At 63.2% G+C, this 17,624-nt stretch carries 13 protein-coding genes and 2 pseudogenes; 5 read left to right on the top strand and 10 right to left on the bottom strand.

Features of this window, described 5'->3' with window-relative positions; translation table 11 throughout:
• Nucleotides 1–262: 262 nt before the first annotated feature.
• From NDY25_RS02810 to NDY25_RS02800, 3 genes are all read left to right on the top strand, one after another.
• Nucleotides 263–1,780, top strand: a complete 1,518-nt coding sequence (locus NDY25_RS02810) for a fumarate hydratase (protein WP_168959355.1) — start codon at nt 263–265, stop codon at nt 1,778–1,780.
• Between the two features lie 635 nt (nt 1,781–2,415).
• Nucleotides 2,416–3,051 (top strand): glutathione S-transferase family protein, encoded by a 636-nt coding sequence (locus NDY25_RS02805; protein ID WP_168959353.1) that lies wholly within the window; start codon nt 2,416–2,418, stop codon nt 3,049–3,051.
• Nucleotides 3,052–3,238: 187 nt separating this feature from the next.
• On the top strand, nt 3,239–3,877 hold the full coding sequence (locus NDY25_RS02800) for a carbonic anhydrase (protein WP_176340694.1): 639 nt from the start codon (nt 3,239–3,241) through the stop codon (nt 3,875–3,877).
• Between the two features lie 459 nt (nt 3,878–4,336).
• Here the strand turns inward: NDY25_RS02800 and NDY25_RS02795 are convergent, their stop codons facing one another.
• From NDY25_RS02795 to NDY25_RS02765, 7 genes and pseudogenes are all read right to left on the bottom strand, one after another.
• Nucleotides 4,337–5,449, bottom strand: coding sequence for a sterol desaturase family protein (locus NDY25_RS02795; protein ID WP_256627753.1), 1,113 nt, complete (start codon nt 5,447–5,449; stop codon nt 4,337–4,339).
• Nucleotides 5,450–5,619: 170 nt separating this feature from the next.
• Complete coding sequence (locus NDY25_RS02790) at nt 5,620–6,753, bottom strand: phospholipase A (RefSeq protein WP_074057080.1); 1,134 nt, start codon at nt 6,751–6,753, stop codon at nt 5,620–5,622.
• A 236-nt stretch (nt 6,754–6,989) separates the two neighbouring features.
• Nucleotides 6,990–7,753, bottom strand: a protein-coding gene (locus tag NDY25_RS02785; RefSeq protein WP_095574585.1) for an IS5 family transposase whose coding sequence is annotated in 2 segments (ribosomal slippage) — nt 6,990–7,438 and nt 7,438–7,753 — 765 coding nt in all. Because the reading frame shifts where the segments join, the coding sequence is not laid out codon by codon here.
• A gap of 191 nt (nt 7,754–7,944) precedes the next feature.
• Nucleotides 7,945–8,653, bottom strand: a pseudogene (gene murU / locus NDY25_RS02780) (N-acetylmuramate alpha-1-phosphate uridylyltransferase MurU).
• The gene (locus NDY25_RS02775; RefSeq protein ID WP_256627752.1) at nt 8,650–9,705 is read right to left on the bottom strand and encodes an aminoglycoside phosphotransferase family protein; all 1,056 of its coding nucleotides are present in this window, start codon (nt 9,703–9,705) and stop codon (nt 8,650–8,652) included. The pseudogene murU and the gene NDY25_RS02775 overlap by 4 nt, the downstream one beginning before the upstream one ends.
• 21 nt (nt 9,706–9,726) lie before the next feature.
• The gene (locus NDY25_RS02770; protein WP_006452367.1) at nt 9,727–9,999 is read right to left on the bottom strand and encodes a GlsB/YeaQ/YmgE family stress response membrane protein; all 273 of its coding nucleotides are present in this window, start codon (nt 9,997–9,999) and stop codon (nt 9,727–9,729) included.
• 229 nt (nt 10,000–10,228) lie between these two features.
• Nucleotides 10,229–11,722, bottom strand: a complete 1,494-nt coding sequence (locus NDY25_RS02765; protein ID WP_256627751.1) for a M20 family metallopeptidase — start codon at nt 11,720–11,722, stop codon at nt 10,229–10,231.
• 179 nt (nt 11,723–11,901) lie between these two features.
• On the opposite strand from NDY25_RS02765, the gene NDY25_RS02760 reads away from it, so the two are divergent.
• Both NDY25_RS02760 and NDY25_RS02755 read left to right on the top strand, forming a co-directional pair.
• Nucleotides 11,902–12,276, top strand: coding sequence for a ComEA family DNA-binding protein (locus NDY25_RS02760; RefSeq protein ID WP_006452365.1), 375 nt, complete (start codon nt 11,902–11,904; stop codon nt 12,274–12,276).
• A 358-nt stretch (nt 12,277–12,634) separates the two neighbouring features.
• Complete coding sequence (locus NDY25_RS02755; RefSeq protein ID WP_168958921.1) at nt 12,635–13,375, top strand: HutD/Ves family protein; 741 nt, start codon at nt 12,635–12,637, stop codon at nt 13,373–13,375.
• 624 nt (nt 13,376–13,999) lie between these two features.
• On the opposite strand, the pseudogene NDY25_RS02750 reads toward NDY25_RS02755, so the two are convergent.
• From NDY25_RS02750 to NDY25_RS02740, 3 genes and pseudogenes are all read right to left on the bottom strand, one after another.
• A pseudogene (locus NDY25_RS02750) lies at nt 14,000–15,731 on the bottom strand (flavodoxin domain-containing protein).
• On the bottom strand, nt 15,728–16,702 hold the full coding sequence (locus NDY25_RS02745; RefSeq protein ID WP_168958919.1) for an FAD:protein FMN transferase: 975 nt from the start codon (nt 16,700–16,702) through the stop codon (nt 15,728–15,730). Before NDY25_RS02745 ends, NDY25_RS02750 begins: the two are co-directional and overlap by 4 nt.
• Before the next feature lie 67 nt (nt 16,703–16,769).
• Nucleotides 16,770–17,546 (bottom strand): DUF4198 domain-containing protein, encoded by a 777-nt coding sequence (locus tag NDY25_RS02740; protein ID WP_256627750.1) that lies wholly within the window; start codon nt 17,544–17,546, stop codon nt 16,770–16,772.
• Nucleotides 17,547–17,624: the final 78 nt, after the last annotated feature.

The following is a 17,624-nucleotide window of genomic DNA, read 5'->3' as shown; positions in this document are numbered from 1 at the left end:
CACTAGTGTGCAGCGCTTTGCGTAGGCGTGAAGTGTTGGAAGGCGCCAGTGCGCATCCCTGCATTGGCGCGCGATAGCTGCTCTGTCGCTGACTGCGCACTTGCAAATCGGTGCGGCCGGTGCATCGCAGGTCACCCGGGCGTTGGGTCGGGCGCCACGCAATCCTTGGCCTGGTCAATCGCAGCCATTGACGCGGCCGCAGGACGCGCTGGAAGTTTGGACTAAAATGCCCGGATTGCCCCCGCCAGCCGTAGAGCCAGCCGTGACCTCGATCAAGCAGGAAGACCTCATCCAGTCCGTCGCCGACGCGCTGCAGTACATCAGCTATTACCACCCGGTCGACTACATCAAGAATCTGTCCGCCGCTTACGAGCGCGAAGAGTCGCCGGCCGCCAAGGACGCCATCGCGCAGATCCTGATCAACTCGCGCATGTGCGCCGAAGGCCACCGCCCGATCTGCCAGGACACCGGCATCGTCACCGTGTTCCTGGAAATCGGCATGCAGGTGCGCTGGGACGACGCCACCATGGGTGTGGAAGACATGGTCAACGAAGGCGTGCGCCGCGCCTACAACCACCCCGACAACAAGCTGCGCGCCAGCGTGCTGGCCGACCCGGCCGGCAAGCGGACCAACACCCGCGACAACACCCCGGCGGTGGTCAACACCAAGATCGTGCCCGGTCACCATCTCGAAGTGATCGTCGCGGCCAAGGGTGGCGGTTCGGAAGCCAAGAGCAAGTTCGCCATGCTCAACCCGTCCGATTCCATCGTCGACTGGGTGCTCAAGACCGTGCCGACCATGGGCGCCGGCTGGTGCCCGCCGGGCATGCTCGGCATCGGCATCGGCGGCACCGCCGAAAAGGCCATGCTGCTGGCCAAGGAAGCGTTGATGGAGCCGATCGACATCGTCGATCTGCAGGCGCGTGGCGCCTCCAATCGCGCCGAAGAACTGCGGCTTGAGCTGTACGAAAAGGTCAACGCGCTCGGCATCGGCGCGCAAGGCCTTGGCGGCCTGACCACGGTGCTGGACATCAAGGTCAAGGATTACCCGACCCACGCCGCCAACCTGCCGGTGGCGCTGATTCCCAACTGCGCCGCCACCCGCCACGCCCACTTCACCCTGGACGGCAGCGGCCCGGTGATGCTGGATCCGCCGTCGCTGGAAGACTGGCCCAAGCTGACCTACAACCCGACCAACGCGCGCCGGGTCAACCTGGACACCATCACCCGCGAAGAGGTGGCCAGCTTCAAGCCAGGCGAAGTGGTGCTGCTCAACGGCAAGCTGCTGACCGGCCGCGATGCCGCGCACAAGCGCATGATCGACATGCTCAATCGCGGCGAAACGCTGCCGGTCGATTTCACCAACCGCTTCATCTACTACGTCGGCCCGGTCGACCCGGTGCGCGATGAAGTGGTCGGCCCGGCCGGCCCGACCACTGCCACCCGCATGGACAAGTTCACCCGCCAGATGCTGGAACAAACCGGCCTGCTCGGCATGGTCGGCAAGTCCGAGCGCGGCGATGCGGCGATCGAGGCGATCCGCGACAACAAGGCCGTCTATCTGATGGCGGTCGGCGGCTCGGCGTACCTGGTGTCCAAGGCGATCAAGGCCGCGCGCGTGCTGGCGTTCGAAGATCTGGGCATGGAAGCGATCTACGAATTCGAGGTCAAGGACATGCCGGTGACCGTGGCAGTGGATTCCACCGGCGGGTCGGTGCACAAGACCGGGCCGCGTTTGTGGCAGTCGCGCATCGGCAAGATTCCGGTTGTGGTGGAATAAGCCTGGCTTGGAGCGGCGACGCAACTGCACGGCGTCGCCGCGTCCCGCAAACGAGTTAATACGCCTAGGTCCCCGTCATCAGCCGGTGTCTGTCTATCGGGATGAAGACGGCCTGCCGGATCGACCACGCGGCCAGGCAACGCCGAGCGACAACCCGTTATGCTCGGCGTACTGACCGGTTAGAGGAGAACAGGAATGCTCCGACTTATCTGCATCGCGTTGTTGGTCTGTCTCAGCCAGGGTGTGGCAGCGCAGCAGAAGACAGCACCGACGGTGCTGTTTCCTTCCGGCAACTACGCACCGAGACCAGCCGCGCCGGTGCCGTTTGAAGAAAAAAAGCCACTCAGGCCAAGCGAGCCCTCCACACGATTCAGCGGGCCCGCAGCGTCGGACCGTTGCATCGCGCAGTGCAACCAGAGTGCCAGGCAATGCCGCGCCGATCGGCCTAGCGAGAGCAGTTGCAGCGCCTCGGTGGCGCCGCGCGGAGAACGCTGCGATGACGTGCAGAATCCGGCACAGCGGGCCAACTGCCTCGCGCAGGTCTTCGATTGCAGCCAACAGAGTGACGACAATCGCTGTGAACCACGCAAGCTCGCCTGCCTGCGCGCCTGCACCAACTGACTTCAGGAATCCGTATGGCCACAACGCTTTATCACTCTCCCAGCACCGCAGCCCTGGTCGTGCATTGGCTGCTGATCGAACTGGATGTGCCGCACGTGCTGCATCCGCTGAATTTCGATCGTGCCGAGCAGAAATCGCCTGAATACCTGGCACTCAATCCAGCCGGCGTGGTGCCGACGCTGGTGCTGGAGGGCCAGGTGTTGACCGAGGCAGCAGCAATCGTGCTGCATCTGGCCGACCTGTATCCGCAGTCTGGATTGGCGCCGCCGGTCGGCACGCCTGCGCGTGCGGACTACTACAGGTGGATGTTCTTCTGCGCCAACACCTTGCAGCCGGCGTATCGCGCCTGGTTCTACCCGAGCGAGCCGGCCGGTGCCGCGCACAGCGATGCGGCGCAGGCGCAGGCACGGCAAAAACTCGAAGCGGCCTGGACCCAGGTCGATGCGCACCTGCAAGCCAATGGTCCGTATCTGCTTGGCCAGACGTTGTCGGCAGCCGATTTCATGCTGTCCATGATGATGCGCTGGTCGCGCAATATGCCCCGGCCCAGCGATACCTGGCCGGCGCTGCACGCGCATGCGCAGCGAATGAAAGCCCGGCCGGCGTTTCAGGAAACCTATCGCCGCGAGGGTCTAACGGACTGGACCTGAATCTCCAGCCGCAGCAGGCGTTGTGCGGCGTCCATCAGCGCGCTTCAAAGCGTTCCGCCGCGCTTGCCGCGTAGTACGATGGCGACACCAACCAGAGAGCAGGGGCTCGTCCATGTCGCATTCCGCATCCCGTCGAAAATTGCTGCAATGCGCCTGTTGCGCGCCGGTCGCGGCCGCCGCCGCGTCACTGCCGTTCGCTGTGCGTGCCGCGCCGTCGAAGAAAACCGATCTAAACGCCGAGCAGGCGTTGCAGACCCTGCGTGACGGCAACGCTGCGTTTGTCGAGAACCGTCCCAAGAAGGTGATCTCCGACGGCAAGCGCCGGCTGGAACTGGCGCTGGGCCAGACTCCGTTCGTGATTCTGGTGTCGTGCTCGGATTCGCGCGTGCCGCCGGAACTGCTGTTCGGTCGCGGTCTGGGCGAAATGTTCATCGTTCGCAATGCCGGCAATACCGTCGATACCACTGCATTGGGTTCGATCGAATATGCGGTCAGCCAGCTCGGCGTGCCGCTGGTGGTGGTGATGGGCCACGAGAGTTGCGGCGCGGTTGCCGCCGCGGTGTCGGTGGTGGAGCAGGGCGCGTTCTTCCCCGGCGCGATCGGCTCGATGATCGAGCCGATCGTCCCCGCCGTGCTGACTGCCAAGAGCAAGGGCGGCGCTGACCTGCTGGCCGACTCGGTCAAGGCCAACGTCAAGCGCACCGTCGACCGCCTGCGTGCCGCTTCCGAGCCGGCACTGCTGGAACCGCTGCGCGCAGGCAATGTCCGCGTGGTCGGCGCGTATTACACCCTGAAAGACGGCAAGGTGGATTTCTTCGACGTCTGATGGTTATTGCAGTAGTTCGGGCAATGACAGCGCAGGATGATCTCCTGCGCTGTTTTCATATGTGCGGTGCAGCGCGGTCGTTAGCTCTGACACAACCTCCCGCACACTGTATCGATGACGGCAACGTGTCGCGTTCGTTGAGCGAATGGAGTGATGTCTGGAATGGCCACAACATCGATCAGATCGATAGGCGCTGATCAAACCGCAGCTCATCGGACGGCCGCGCTGCATCCACTGCTAGCAACCATGCACACCGACCATCCCGACTGGTCCTTGCCCGCCCACCATCGCGGGACCTTACGCGGCATGGATGCCGCGTAAGAGCTTACATGGACGTACTTGCAGCGTGTCCCGTGATGATGGGCCGGCAAGGGCCCTGCAGCCAGGCCTCAGATCAGCCGTTCTGCACATGATTATCCGCGCTGGGCAAACACTCCAACGCAAACCGTATCTCGAGTTTTAGTCCACATAATCGTCGAACGTCTTACGCCGACGGAATGGCATCAGGTGCTGGCGCATCAGCCCCTTGGGCACCGTTTCCAGTTTCATGACGCCATATTCCTGCGGCCACGCGTCGCGACTCGGCGGCAGTTTGAACGTGCCCATCAACATGTCCACCAAGGGCAGATGGATGGCGTAGTTGACGTCGATATAGTCCTGTTGGCGCGCATGATGCCAATGGTGATAACGCGGCAAGACCAGCACATATTCCAGCCAGCCAAAACGCAGGCCGAGGTTGGAATGTGCGAGCACCGCCTGCAGGCCGACCAGAATCACGTACGCATTCACCGCCGGTGTCGAAAAACCGAGAATCAACAGCGGCAGCAGCACCGCACTGCGGGTCAGCACGATTTCCACAAAATGGATGCGCGATCCGGCCAGCCAGTCCATCTCGCGGCTGGAGTGATGCACCGCGTGGAATCGCCACAGCCACGGAATGTTGTGATACGCCCGATGCAGCGATGCCTGCGCCATGTCGGCAACGAAGACTGCGATCAGAAACTGTCCCCACACCGGCAGGGACTGGATTGCCGCTTTCAGCGATGGAAACGCGGCCAGCCCGGCGATACTCGACGTGGAGGCGGTGACCAGGATCAGGATGAACTGCACCAGCACATGGCTCATGAAAAAGTAGCCGATATCGGTGCGCCAGCCCTGGCGTAGCGGCGAAATGCGGCGCTTGCCCAGATAGCGTTCCAGCGGCACGAACACCAGCGCCGAGAAGAACAGCGAAATCACAAACCAGTCCAGACCAAGCGAATAGGGCGTGCGCCCGATCGTATCGAACTGCACGTTGGTGCCACCGAACAACACCGCCAACGTTGCGCTGCCCACACCAACCATCGCAATGCGCTTGTTGCGGTCGCGCAGAATGGCGAAGGTACCCAGCAGGAACGCGGCAACCAGCCCGACCAGCAGGAGATGGCGTGCGAACTGCTCGTTATAGGCGGCGCGGAACTCGCGGCTGGTCAACAGATCGGGAAAGTGGAAACACACCACACCCATCAGACTGAGCACGCCCAGCAGCGCAGAGGCATGGGCGAAGAAGGAGCGGTGGTGCGGGCGAGCCATGGGACGTCCTGTCGACGGGGCGGCCTGGTTGGCCGTGCACGGAGTGCGTACATCCATGCTCCCAGTACGCGTGCTCGGCCGCAAGCGTTTTGCGACGGGCACGCCAGCTCCGATCAAACCTCGGCGCTAGGACTGGCCGGCAATGCGCCGGCCAGTGAAACGGCACGCGGTTAGAACCACTCCAACAACGACACACCCAGGCCGATATAGGTCGCCTTGTGGTTGTAGTCGATCAGGCTTTCGCCGTAGCCGTCGAACACCTGCACATGGCCGCGCAGCAGGTTGGTGATCGGGAAGCCGTAGTCCAGCTGCACCGAGCCGTGCGAGCGATCGCCACCACGCAGCGAATGCCGTGCAATCAATGCGAATTCGTGGCCGTCCTTGTTGTAGACCAGGGTCGCGTCGCCGCGGCCCATGTAATCCTCGATATCGGGATTGTTGTCGTCGGCGCGATCTTCCTTGATGCGGAACCACGGACGCAGCGTCAGTGCCCAGTTCTCGCGATCCAGGCCGATGTTGAGGATCACCCGGTTCCAGGAACGCGACAGCGGGTCCTCGCGGCCGTTGGACATGTGATTGATGCTGATGCCGCTCATGCGGCCCTTCCAGCCGAACAGGCTGTAGTTGTTGCGGAACACCAACATCGCCTCCGGCTCGTAGTTGGTTTCGCGGAACGGGCGCGAGGCATCGGTGTTGTAGGCCTGCCAGCGCGAGCTCTGGGTGTAGCCCATCCAGATATCGCCGTTGTCGCCGAACAGATCCTCGACCACCTTGGTCTTGAAGCTGAGCTGGAACTTCAGCTCGGCGCTGTCCAGTTGCTGCGGGGTGGACACCGAGTTGGCCGGGTTGGGCGACTGCGGGGTGCGGTTGGAGTCGCTGGTCCAGAACGCCGGCAACAGATACACCGGCTTGTAGCCGCGCAGCTGGAATGTGCCCAGCTTGGAATCCTTGGCCAGCTCCCAGCGGCGATCCAGCAGCGAGCCACGGCCGGCATTGGCGACCGCCTCGGCCTTGGGTTGGTCCTGTCCATCGGCACGGAAGAAATCGCCGACGCGGCTGATGGCGCGTTCGTCCTGTGGCTTGGCCTCTTTCTGCTTGGCCAGTTGCGCGGCGGCGTCGGCTTCTGCGGTCAGCTGCGGCGTGTAGCCCAGCGCCTGGTCGTAGCACGCCAGCCGCGCCGCATCCGAGGTGACGGAGGTGCAGGCCTGCGGCGAGGCGGGGGTTGCGGCGATTTCCTGCGCGTGCGCCAGCGGCGCGGCCGCCAGCGCAATCAGCATCAAGGGACGGGTGCGGTGCTTTGACATGGGCAGTCTGGCCGAATGAAGGCGCCAGGCAGGCGCAGAGGTTTGTAGCTTAACGGTCGCGCCTGCATACGCGGTGTGTACACGGCGGCATAACATTCGATCAGGCCGCTACGTCGGCGGGGCAGCGACAGGTCAATACCTGTCCGCGCTGCCAACACCGAAACAGCCGTCTGGCTCAAACAACCGTCTGGCGCCACCAACGTCAGTGGGTCGCTAGAGCGACTGACTAGGGCCTGTTAACACATCCGAAGCCCATCAACGACTAGGACGAAGCTGAGGAATCCAAGGAACATGACATCCAGCTTCTCGAAGCGCGAGAAAATCCGGCGGTAGCCTTTCAAGCGACGGAACAGTCTCTCCACTTCGTTACGCCGCTTGTACATCTCCCGGTTGTATTCCCAAGGCTCGACCCGATTGGATTTCGGCGGGACCACCGGCACGAAGCCAAGATCGAGCGCCAACTGGCGGGTTTCGTTGCCTTCGTAAGCACGGTCCATCAACAAATGAATCGGCCGCTCCACTGGCCCCAGGTGTTCAAGCAACGCGCGGCCTGCAGGTGCGTCATGCACGTTGCCAGGCGTCAATCCAAAGGTGATGGCTGTTCGAGCATCTGCGGCAACCATATGAATCTTGGTGTTCCATCCACCGCGAGACTTGCCGACGGCCTGCGGGCCGTTTTTTTTAATGCACCCGTGCCATCGGGATGGACCTTGACGCTGGTGGAGTCCAGCGAGACTGCTTCGATCTTGATGCGCACGATCTGGGACTTCTGCAATTGGGCGAACATCCGGTCCAGCACACCCGCCTTGGCCCAACGGTTCATGCGTGTGTAGACCGTATGCCAGTTGCCAAAGCGCTTGGGTAGGCCGCGCCATTTGCAGCCATGCTCGGCAACGTAAAGGATGGCGTTGACCACTTGCAGGTTGGTCATGCTGACATTGCCGCGCTGCGCCGGCAGGCAGTGTTCGATCAGAGAAAATTGTGCTGGCGTGATCTCCATGACCAATAGTTTAATCGCTCGGGCCATTAGTGTTAACAGGCCCTAGGCTGTTGGCCCAAGCCTTCGACTGCATTTAAACGCCGCGACGACTCGAAATCTCGGCGGCCAACACGTTGCCGCCATGGATACAGCCTTCAAGAGGTTTTGTCAGCCGCTCTCGATTGCGGATTTTTTGCAGCTGTATGGTGCGATCAGCTGCCGTCGTGCAGCAATTGCGCATCCAGTTCCGCCAACCGCTGCGGTGTGCCCACATCGGTCCAGCGCCCCGGATGGTGGATGCCGTCGATCAAACCTGCTGCCATCTGCGCGCGCAGGATCGGTGCCAGCGCAAATCGCGGTGCCGTGGGTCTGCTCTGCTAGCTGGCCGATGACCGATTGCCAATCGCGTAGCAGTGCAGGCCGATAGACACCGATGCCGGCGTAAGTGTGGGTTGCAGGTAGATCGGCGCTGACTTTGCCATCAGCCTGCAACGCGAAATCCGCTCGCGCCGCATACGCAGGTTGATCGACCAGCACCAGTTGCGCCAGTCCTGCCGGCGCGCTCGACAGCCGCGCGAAATCGAAGTCGGTCCAGATATCGCCATTGACCAACAGAAACGGGGCATCGCCCAGTAACGGCAACGCATGCAGCATGCCGCCACCTGTCTCCAGCGGAGTGGCGCCCTCAAAGGAATAGGTCAGGCGCAGCCCGAACGCACTGCCATCGCCCAGCACTTGCGGAAATTGCTCGGCCAACCACGAGGTATTGATCACTACCTCGTCTACGCCCAGCGCGGCCAGCTTGTGCAGATGCCAGACGATCAGCGGCGTGCCGCCGACCTTCAACAACGGCTTGGGCGTGCGTTCGGTGAGCGGACGCATGCGCTCGCCAAATCCGGCCGCGAAGATCAGGGCCTTCATGCGCCGGCCTGCGTGGAGCGTGCCGCCAAGGCAGGTTTGACCAAGTCTTCCAGTAGCCCGATCAGCGGCGTCAGTTCGCTGTAGCGCGGCAGCACGTCGTCCAGATAGGCGATGAAGCGCGGCACGTTATCCAGATACCAATGTTTGCCGTCGCGATGGCTCAGGCGCGAAAAGATGCCCAGATTCTTCAGGTGCCGCTGCACGCCCATCCAGTCCGCATCGCGCAGGAAGTGCGCCAGCGGCGGCACCGGTAATCCGGCCGCTAGGGCACGTGCGTGATAGCGCTGCAGCCAACTATCCACGCGTGCGATCGGCCAACTCACCGAGGTGTCCTTGAACAGACTGATCGGGTCGTAGGCGATCGGGCCGATCACGCAGTCCTGGAAGTCCAGCACCGCCGGCCCGTCGCTGACCGGCATCAGATTGCGCGGCATGAAATCGCGATGGGTGAACACGCGCGGCTGCGCCAGTGCGTTGTCCATCAAACGGCGCTGCACCAGTTGCAGTTGCTCGGCGTGCTCGCAGCCCAGCTGCAGCCCTAGATGGCGACCGAGAAACCATTCTTCGAACAAGCCGGCATCGCGTTGCAGCAGCGCCTCGCCGAATACACCGCTGTCGGCGGGCGGTGGAATGCGCTGCAGCAGCAACAACTGACTGATCGCGCCATCCAGCAACGCGTCGGCATTGGCGTCGGTCAGTGCCTGCGCCAGCGTCGGTACGCCCAGGTCTTCCAACAGCAGAAATCCCGTTTCAAGATCTTGCGCAAGCACTAGCGGCACCCGCACGCCGTGCTCGCCGAGCAGTGCATGCATGCGCAACCACGGCGCCACATTTTCCAGCTCCGGTGGCGCATCCATCAGGATGCGATCCATGCCGCTCCCTTGGGTGCGCCAATAACTGCGAAATCCCGCATCGACCGACGCACGTTGCAGTGTGACCTGCGGATCGTTCAACGTGTGCCGCGCCCATTGCAGACGGAGCGCATCGCGCGCGGTATCGGGAAGCAACGACGTCGCGAGTAAATGCTGTGCCGTGAAGTGAGGCGCCGCCACGTCAGAGTGGCGGCGGGTCGATCAACGCTTGCTGCCGCTGAACAGGCGCAGCAGTGCCAGGATCGCGATCGCACCCAGCAACGCGCCGAGGAAACCGGCCGGTTCGCCGGCGTGGTACCAGCCCATGTAACGCCCAAACCAGCTGGCGACCACCGCACCGGCAATGCCCAGCACGATGGTCAGCAGGCAACCCAGGCGCTGCGTGCCCGGCGTAATGAAACGGGCCAGGAGCCCGACCACGAAACCGACCAGAATGATGTAAAGCCAGCTGTCGCTACCGAAGAGATTGTTCATCGCAGGCACTGAGGTAAGTGGGATCGGCAGACTAGCACTTCACCAAGCGCAAGCTCCAAGCCCCTCTCCAATGGGGAGAGGGGTTGGGGTGAGAGTACGCAGCAAGGCGATGCGTAAAATCCACCCAGCCAAACCACCCACGCACCTGCGCGCGAGCCCTCACTCAGTGCGATCTAGCACTTCCATCAGTGAATGCACGCCAATGGCATGTATCGGTGAAACCGCCAACTCAGCAGCAGCCATGCCCGCCATGACGGGTGCCGCTGTCGGCAGCCACCGGCGAGCCGCTGGTCTCGCCGCGCAGGCAGGCGGCGTGATGCTCGGCAATCACCTTGGCCACGCAGGCGGTCACGCGCTTGCCCATCGGGATGTGCAGGAACTCATTCGGACCATGTGCGTTGGAATGCGGGCCGAGCACGCCGGTGATCATGAACTGCGCGCCGGGGAACTTCTCGCCCAGCATGCCCATGAACGGGATCGAGCCGCCTTCGCCCATGTACATGGCCGGCTTGTCGAAGAACGCCAGGCTGGCGTCGTCGATGGCTTTTTCCAGCCACAGCGCCATCTCGGGCGCATTCCAGCCGGACGATGCCTTTTCCAGTTCCAGGGTCACCTGCGCGCCGTTGGGCGGGTCGCGGAGCAGCGCTTCCTTGAGCAGCTCGCCACACACCTTGCCATCGGCGGTCGGCGGCAGACGCAACGACAGCTTCACAGCGGTTTGTGGGCGTAGCACATTGCCGGCCGAGGCCAGCGGCGGCATGCCGTCCACACCGGTGATCGACAGCGCAGGGCGCCAGGTGCGATTCAATACCAGTTCGGTGAGGTCGTCATGCATTGGCACCAAGCCCTCGACCATCGGGAATTTGTCGAAGATGGCCGTATCCAGCGTCGCCGCTGCGGCTTTGGCCTGGGTCAGTCGCTCGGCCGGCACCTCCACATGCAGGCCTTCCAGCAGGATGCGGCCGCTGGCTTCGTCCTCGATGCGCGACAGCAGCTGGCGCAGCAAGCGAAAGCTGGACGGCACCACGCCGGAGGCATCGCCTGAGTGCACGCCTTCCTCCAGCACCTTCACGCTGAGGTTGCCGCCGGTCAGCCCGCGCAGCGAGGTGGTGCACCACAGCTGCTCGCAGTTGCCGCAGCCCGAATCCAGGCACACCACCAGCGACGGCTTGCCGATGCGCTCGGCAAGGTGGTCCACGTAGGCCGGCAGATCGTAGCTGCCGGATTCCTCGCAGGCCTCGATCAGCACCACGCAGCGCGCATGCGGCAGGCCCTGAGTGCGCAGCGCCAGCACCGCCGCCAGCGAACCGAAGATCGCGTAGCCATCATCGGCGCCACCGCGCCCGTACAGCTTGTCGTCGCGCAGCACCGGCTTCCACGGGCCAAGGTCGGCGTCCCAGCCGGTCATTTCTGGCTGCTTGTCCAGGTGGCCGTACAGCAGCACGGTGTCGTCACCGGATTCGGCGCCGGTGGCCGGAATTTCGATGAAGATCAACGGCGTGCGGCCTTCCAGGCGCACCACCTCGACCTGCATGCCGTCGATCGCCTGCGCCCGCGCCCAGGTTTCCATCAGGGTGACCGCCTGCTCCATGTAGCCGTGCGCCACCCAATCGGCGTCGAACATCGGCGACTTGTTGGGAATGCGGATGTAATCGACCAATTGCGGGACGATCTCCCGATCCCACGTGTCGCTGATGAATTGGTCGATCTTGGCGCTGTCCATGAAGGCTCCGAATACGTGAAGTAACGGCACATTCTACGCCGGGGCCTGCTGGCCGCCTTTGCGAGGGGAGGGGGTAGGTATTTCCCTACAAGGCGGCGCGCATTTCACCTGCTGTGTGAAAAGTTCGTTGGCGATAGGATTGCTGCATGTGGCGCGGGACACTGGCTCCGCCGGCAGGGATGCTGGCTAGGACCATCACCCAAGCCACAAGGAGCGTTGCAATGAAGTCATTTACCGTAGTCCTGAAGTCCCTGCTACTGGCGTTGTTGTTGTCCTCGAATGCGTATGCACTCGACAAGGTCGACATCAACACCGCGTCTGCTGAGGAATTGGACAAGGTGCTGACGAATGTCGGGCGATCAAAAGCCGAGGCAATCGTCGAGCACCGTCAGGCAAACGGTCCCTTCAAAAGTGCCGAGGAACTGGCACTGGTCAAGGGCATCGGACTCAAGACGGTCGAACGGAATCGAGACCTGATCGAAGTAGGAGCCACGATGGCTCCCGCCAAGAAGGCTGCCAAGGGGGCGGCGGTGAAACCGGTGGGACGGCGTTAAGGGGAAGGGATCCGAGATACGGTTCGACGCGAGGATGCGTGGCCGCAACCTAACTGGACAGGATGTCCGGGGGATGGCTGGAAGCCGACAAGGACGTGGAATCGCCCGGTGTTGCACTTGGATGTGCAGCCGGGCGTTTTTCGTTTTGGGGCTGCGTGAGTTGCGAGCGTACGAAAGCGCAGGTGGCTGCAGGGAAGTGGCGGTTGCAGCGTGAGGCGCCAGTCAGAGCATGAAGCGTAAGTCACAGCATCTAGCGTGAGGTATAGGTCGCTGTGCGGGTACCGCTCATGCGCATAACGCAGCGGCATGTTGGTCACATATGACGGCCCCAGCGCAACGCTTGGGGCACAATGCGCCAATGCAGCTGACAGACCTGAGCAGCCGGGTGATTCCGGCCACCGACTACCGGCGCGAGCGATGGCGCAATCAATTGGGCTGGACGCGAGAGATCCTGCGCCTCGGCGATGCGGACGCGTGGTCGCTGCGCTTGTCGATCGCCGAGATCGAGCAGGATGCGGCGTTTTCTGCTTTCCCAGGCATCGATCGCGAATTGGTGTTGTTGCATGGCAATGGCATGCGGCTACGGTTTGGCGATGGTGCGAGTGTCACCTGCACTGGCAGTAGCAACAGTAGTAGTGGCAGTGGCAATGAAAGCGATGGCGGCAGTAGCAACGACGGCAGCGGCGCGGCCCGCGGCGGCCATGACGTAGGCGCCGACGGCGGCACCGATGCTCCCGGCAGCAGTGATAGTAGCTGCGACTTGCTGCCGCCCTACCAACGCGTCCGATTTGCTGGCGAAGAAGCGGTCAGTGCAACGCTGCTCGACGGGCCGACCCAGGATTTCAACCTGATGTGGCGGCGCGATGTGCTGCAGGCCGAGCTGCTGCATCGTCCGCTGGTCGGCACCATGCTGTTCTTTGCAGATCCGGGCAGCGCCTGGGCGCTGCATCTGCTCGCCGGCCAGGCCAGTTTTGGGCGCGATAGCGGCTTGCCACCTTTGGTGGCCGGAGATACTGCCTGGCTGAGCGCCTCCTCGCGCACCCGGTATGTGCTCGATGGCGGTGGCGAGTTGCTGGCGATCCGGGTGAGTCCCGTTTAGTTGTCGGTCGTGCGTGCGATGAAGCAGTGTCCGTGTATTGATCGAGGTCTGGTTTAAGAGTGGCTGACAAAACTACTTCAGGCCGGTCTATTGCAGAGCCGCTGATTTGCCATTTGGCTGAAGGGCCCTTGCCCGTCCACCATCGCGGGACACGCCGCAAGTACGTCCGTGTAGGCTCTTACGCGGCATCCATGCCGCGTAAGGTCCCGCGATGGTGGGCGGGCAAGGACCAGTCGAGAGTGGCGGTGTGCATGGTGCAAGCAGTGCATGACGTGCGTTGTTCGGATAACGCCGCGGCCGATCAGCTTCGCAACGCAAAACGCAACGCGATCAATAGGCAGGCTTTCACCCAACTACCGACCAACTCTCTGGTGCGGTGTCCTCGCCGATTGCGGGACCGTGTGGCGGCATGGAAGCCGCCACCGAGCCTACATGGACGTACTTGTGGCGTGTCCCGCGAGCGGCTATGGCACCGCGCCCTCGATCAACCAGACTTTGACGTTTTGTTAGCCGCCTTAGTGCCAACCAACGCTACTCGCGATTCCGGGCAGCATTCATTCTGGACATCTAGGACATCGACAGATACTCCGTTGGTGGCCGTTCGTCAGGTGGCGTTAGTCACCTTCAATACACGTCGCGGCGATAGCGCCCTTTGCGCAGCAGGTCTTGTCTGACATCGGTGCCGAGGATTGACTCAAGCGTCTGGTCGACTTCGGGTGCCATGCCGCGCAGGCTGCCGCAGACGTAGATGCAGGCGCCTTGATCGACCCACAGACGTAGGTGGTCGGCGGAAGCGGCCAGTGCGTGTTGTACGTAGCGCACTGACTGTTGTTGATCGCGCGAGTACACCAGATCCAGACGGTCGATCCAGCCATCGCGTTGCCACTGCTGCAGCTCGTCGGCATAGAGCGCGTCGTGGGCGGCATTGCGTTCGCCGAACAGCAGCCAGTTGCGACGTGCACCGGCTGCGATACGGGCGCGTAGATGCGCGCGCAGTCCGGCGATGCCGGTGCCGTTGCCGATCAGCAACATTGGTTGCTCGGGTGCAGCCGGGTGGAAGCCGGGGTTGCTGCGCAGGCGCAGCGCAATGGGCGTGCCGATGCGTGCGTGGACGCAGAGCCAACCACTACCCAGGCCCAGGCTGCCGTCGGCGTGCCGGTGCTCGCGCACCAGCAGTTCGACGTGGCCTTCTTCGGGAATGGATGCGAGCGAATAGTCGCGATGGGGCAGGGCGGCAAGGCGGCGCACCAATGCATCTGCGTCTAGCGATGAAGTTGTGCCTGTAGCTGCACCTGTATCAGTGGCTGTGACTGTGTCAGTACCTGGGCCGATTTTGACTTTGGCATCGGCATCGGTGCCAGCACCAGCACGCACTTGGGCCGGGGCCGGTAATGGCACCCACATCGACATCGGGAAGTGGCGCGCCGCTGAGCCATTCGCGCAGCGTTCGTCCGCCAATGCGCTGGGCGCCATCGCGCTGGTTGCGTTGCAGCCAGGACTCCACCGCATTCGGTGCGTTGTGCGGAACGATCTCCGCGATATCGCCTGCGCTCCATTGCGGTAACGGTCCATCGCAAGGCGTCAAACGCAGTCGGTAAATCGGTGCGCCCGCACTGCCTGGATTGACGTGGACACGCTCGCGTAGCTGCCAGGCGGTGTAGGCCGGCAGGCTCCAGTCGGGTTGTGTCGCAAGTGCTGGCGCCAGCTCTGCCAGACGCCGTTGCCATTGCTGCAAGGCGCGCGGGTCGGCGTTGTCGACCTCGATGCGTTGGAACAAACGGTTGGCGCCGCGTGCCTGCAGGCGATCGTCGATGCGTCGGCCAAATGCGCAAAATTGCGCGTAGCCACGGTCGCCCAACGCCAGCACGGCGTACTGCACGGCTGTCAGATCCTGCGCGTCGCTAGTAAGCCAATCGCGCTCGGCTGCTTGCGCGTGATCGGGTGCATCGCCCTCGCCGGTGGTGCTGACGATGCATAGCAGCCGCGGCACACGCGTGAGTTGATCGACATCGACGGCGTCCAGTGGCAGTGCGTACGCACCGACGCCTGCCGACTGCAGCGCGGCGACGCTGCGTTCGGCCAGTTCACGCGCAAATCCGGTCTGGCTTGCCCAGACGATCAGCACGCCGCTGGCGTCTGCGCGCTGTGCGCCCACGCGCCGGCGTGCACGCAACAGCACGACCGCGCACAGGCCCAGGTAGAGCGTCATCCCAAGACCTGCCAACTGCCAGCGATGCGGTGTTGGCGCGGCCCACCATGCACCAGCATGCAAGCCGCCCAGCCAGCCGACGATGGCTGCAAGGGCAAGCAGAACCAGCCCGTTGCCAAGCCACACGCGGAGGTTATTTGCGGTCATGACGCAGCCAACTGTTGCTCGAAGGCCGGACTCATGGATTCAAGCAGAACGCCGTCCTTGCGTGTAAGAAAACGCACGGCCAACGTTGCAGTGCGTGCATAGGCAAGACCGGCATCGACGCCAAGCACGGTCATCGCAGTGGCCCAGGCATCGGCCTGCATCGCATTGCGTGCGAGCACGGTGACTGCTGCGGGCGCATGCGGAACGGGCGCGCCGATGCGTGGGTCGAAGGTGTGCGCATAGCGGATGCCGCCGGCATCGAAGCGGTGCCAACGATCGCCGGACGTGGCGACCGCCAGTCCGTCCAGCGACAGCACACGTGGCGGCAATGCAGCACCGGCGTCTTCGTCGGGTGCGGATTCGACCAGCACGCGCCACGCACTGCCATCGGGCTTGCATCCATAGCCGAACAGTTCGCCGCCGACTTCGATCAATGCACTGTCGATGCCGACCTGCAGCAGCGCGCGATGCACGCAGTCCACACCGAATCCCTTTGCAATGCCGGATAGATCCAGCGCCAGTGCGCCAGGCTGCAGCACGCGCATGCCGTCCAGTTGCACACGTTGCCAGCCGCAGCGTGCGCTGGCCAAGGCGATCTGATCGGCTGCAGGCACCTGCCGTCGCACGCCCGAGGCACCGAAGCCCCATAGCTCGACCATCGGGCCGACTGTGGGGTCGAAGGCACCCTCGCTGGCTTGTGCGATCTGCAGTGCTGCGCTCAGCACTGCATGAAATTCATCAGGTAGGGTCTGCCACTGACCAGCGGCAGCGCGGTTGTAGCGGCTGATGTCCGAATCCGCTTCCCAGGTGCTCATCTGCGCGACCACCCGATCGAGCGCGGCCTGGATGCAGGCATGCAACGGGTGCAGGTCGCGCCCGCGCGGCGCGATCAGCTTCACGCTCCAGGTGGTGCCCATACTGCGGCCGCCGAGAGTGGCGATGGCGTGGTCGGCGGAAGACGATGCAGGCATGGAGAAATCTTATGAAGGCAGTGCGGCAGGATGCACGCTGCGTGCAATCCTGCCGCATGCGTGCGGATTACTGCGGCAGCACTTCCAGTGTGGCGACGTAACCCAGACGACGCTGCTTGGCTTGCGGGAGCGAGGTTTTCTTGTCTTCGGTAGTGGTTTCCAGCCAGTACATACCGGCTTCCGGCCAGGTCACGCTGAAGCCGCCCTTGGCATCGGTCTTCAGCTTGATCTCGTTCTGCGCATCGCGATAGCGGGTGCCGCCGCGCACGATGTCGATCTCCAGCCCGGCTGCCGGCTTGCCATCCAGTTGCAGCGTGAACTGCGCCGCCTCGCCGACGACCAGATCGTTGGGATGGGTCACCGGGATCAACTCGATGCCCTTGCCGCTGGGCTTGAAGACCGTGGTGGTGGGCGCACCGCGGGTGACGAAGGTTTCCACGCGATTGAAGGACTGCGAGACCTGCAAATCCTGCGCGTTTTTCGGCACCTCGGTGGCGAAGCGGGCTTCGTCGCCGCGCCAGCGCTTGGGCTTGCCGTCTTCTTTCCAGTTGGCGAACAGGCCGGCGTTGACGATGCTGAGCTTGTAGGTGCCGGGCTGGGTGAGTTGCAGATCGAACACGCTGCGGTACTTGCCAGTGGCCGGATTTTCCGGCTTGAGCGCGCTGCCATCCGGCGCGGTGATGCTCAAGTTATCCAGGCGCAGCGGCACGTGATTGAAGTAGAACAGGTCGTTGGAGACGGCTGCATCCACCGTGATCCACGGCGCTTCACCGGCGATGACGGTCTGCGACGGCAGCAACCAGGCCTTGTGGGCGAGTGCACTGACCGGCAGTGCGGCGAGCATGGCGATCAGGACGAGAGAACGTTTCGCGACAACTCCTTGAAGGACGATGAGGACGGTGAATCACGTGTCTGATCAGCG

It is taken from the genome of Xanthomonas hortorum pv. pelargonii, from assembly GCF_024499015.1.
Lineage (GTDB): Bacteria > Pseudomonadota > Gammaproteobacteria > Xanthomonadales > Xanthomonadaceae > Xanthomonas > Xanthomonas hortorum_B.
This window is presented reverse-complemented; position numbering and strand designations above follow the sequence as displayed.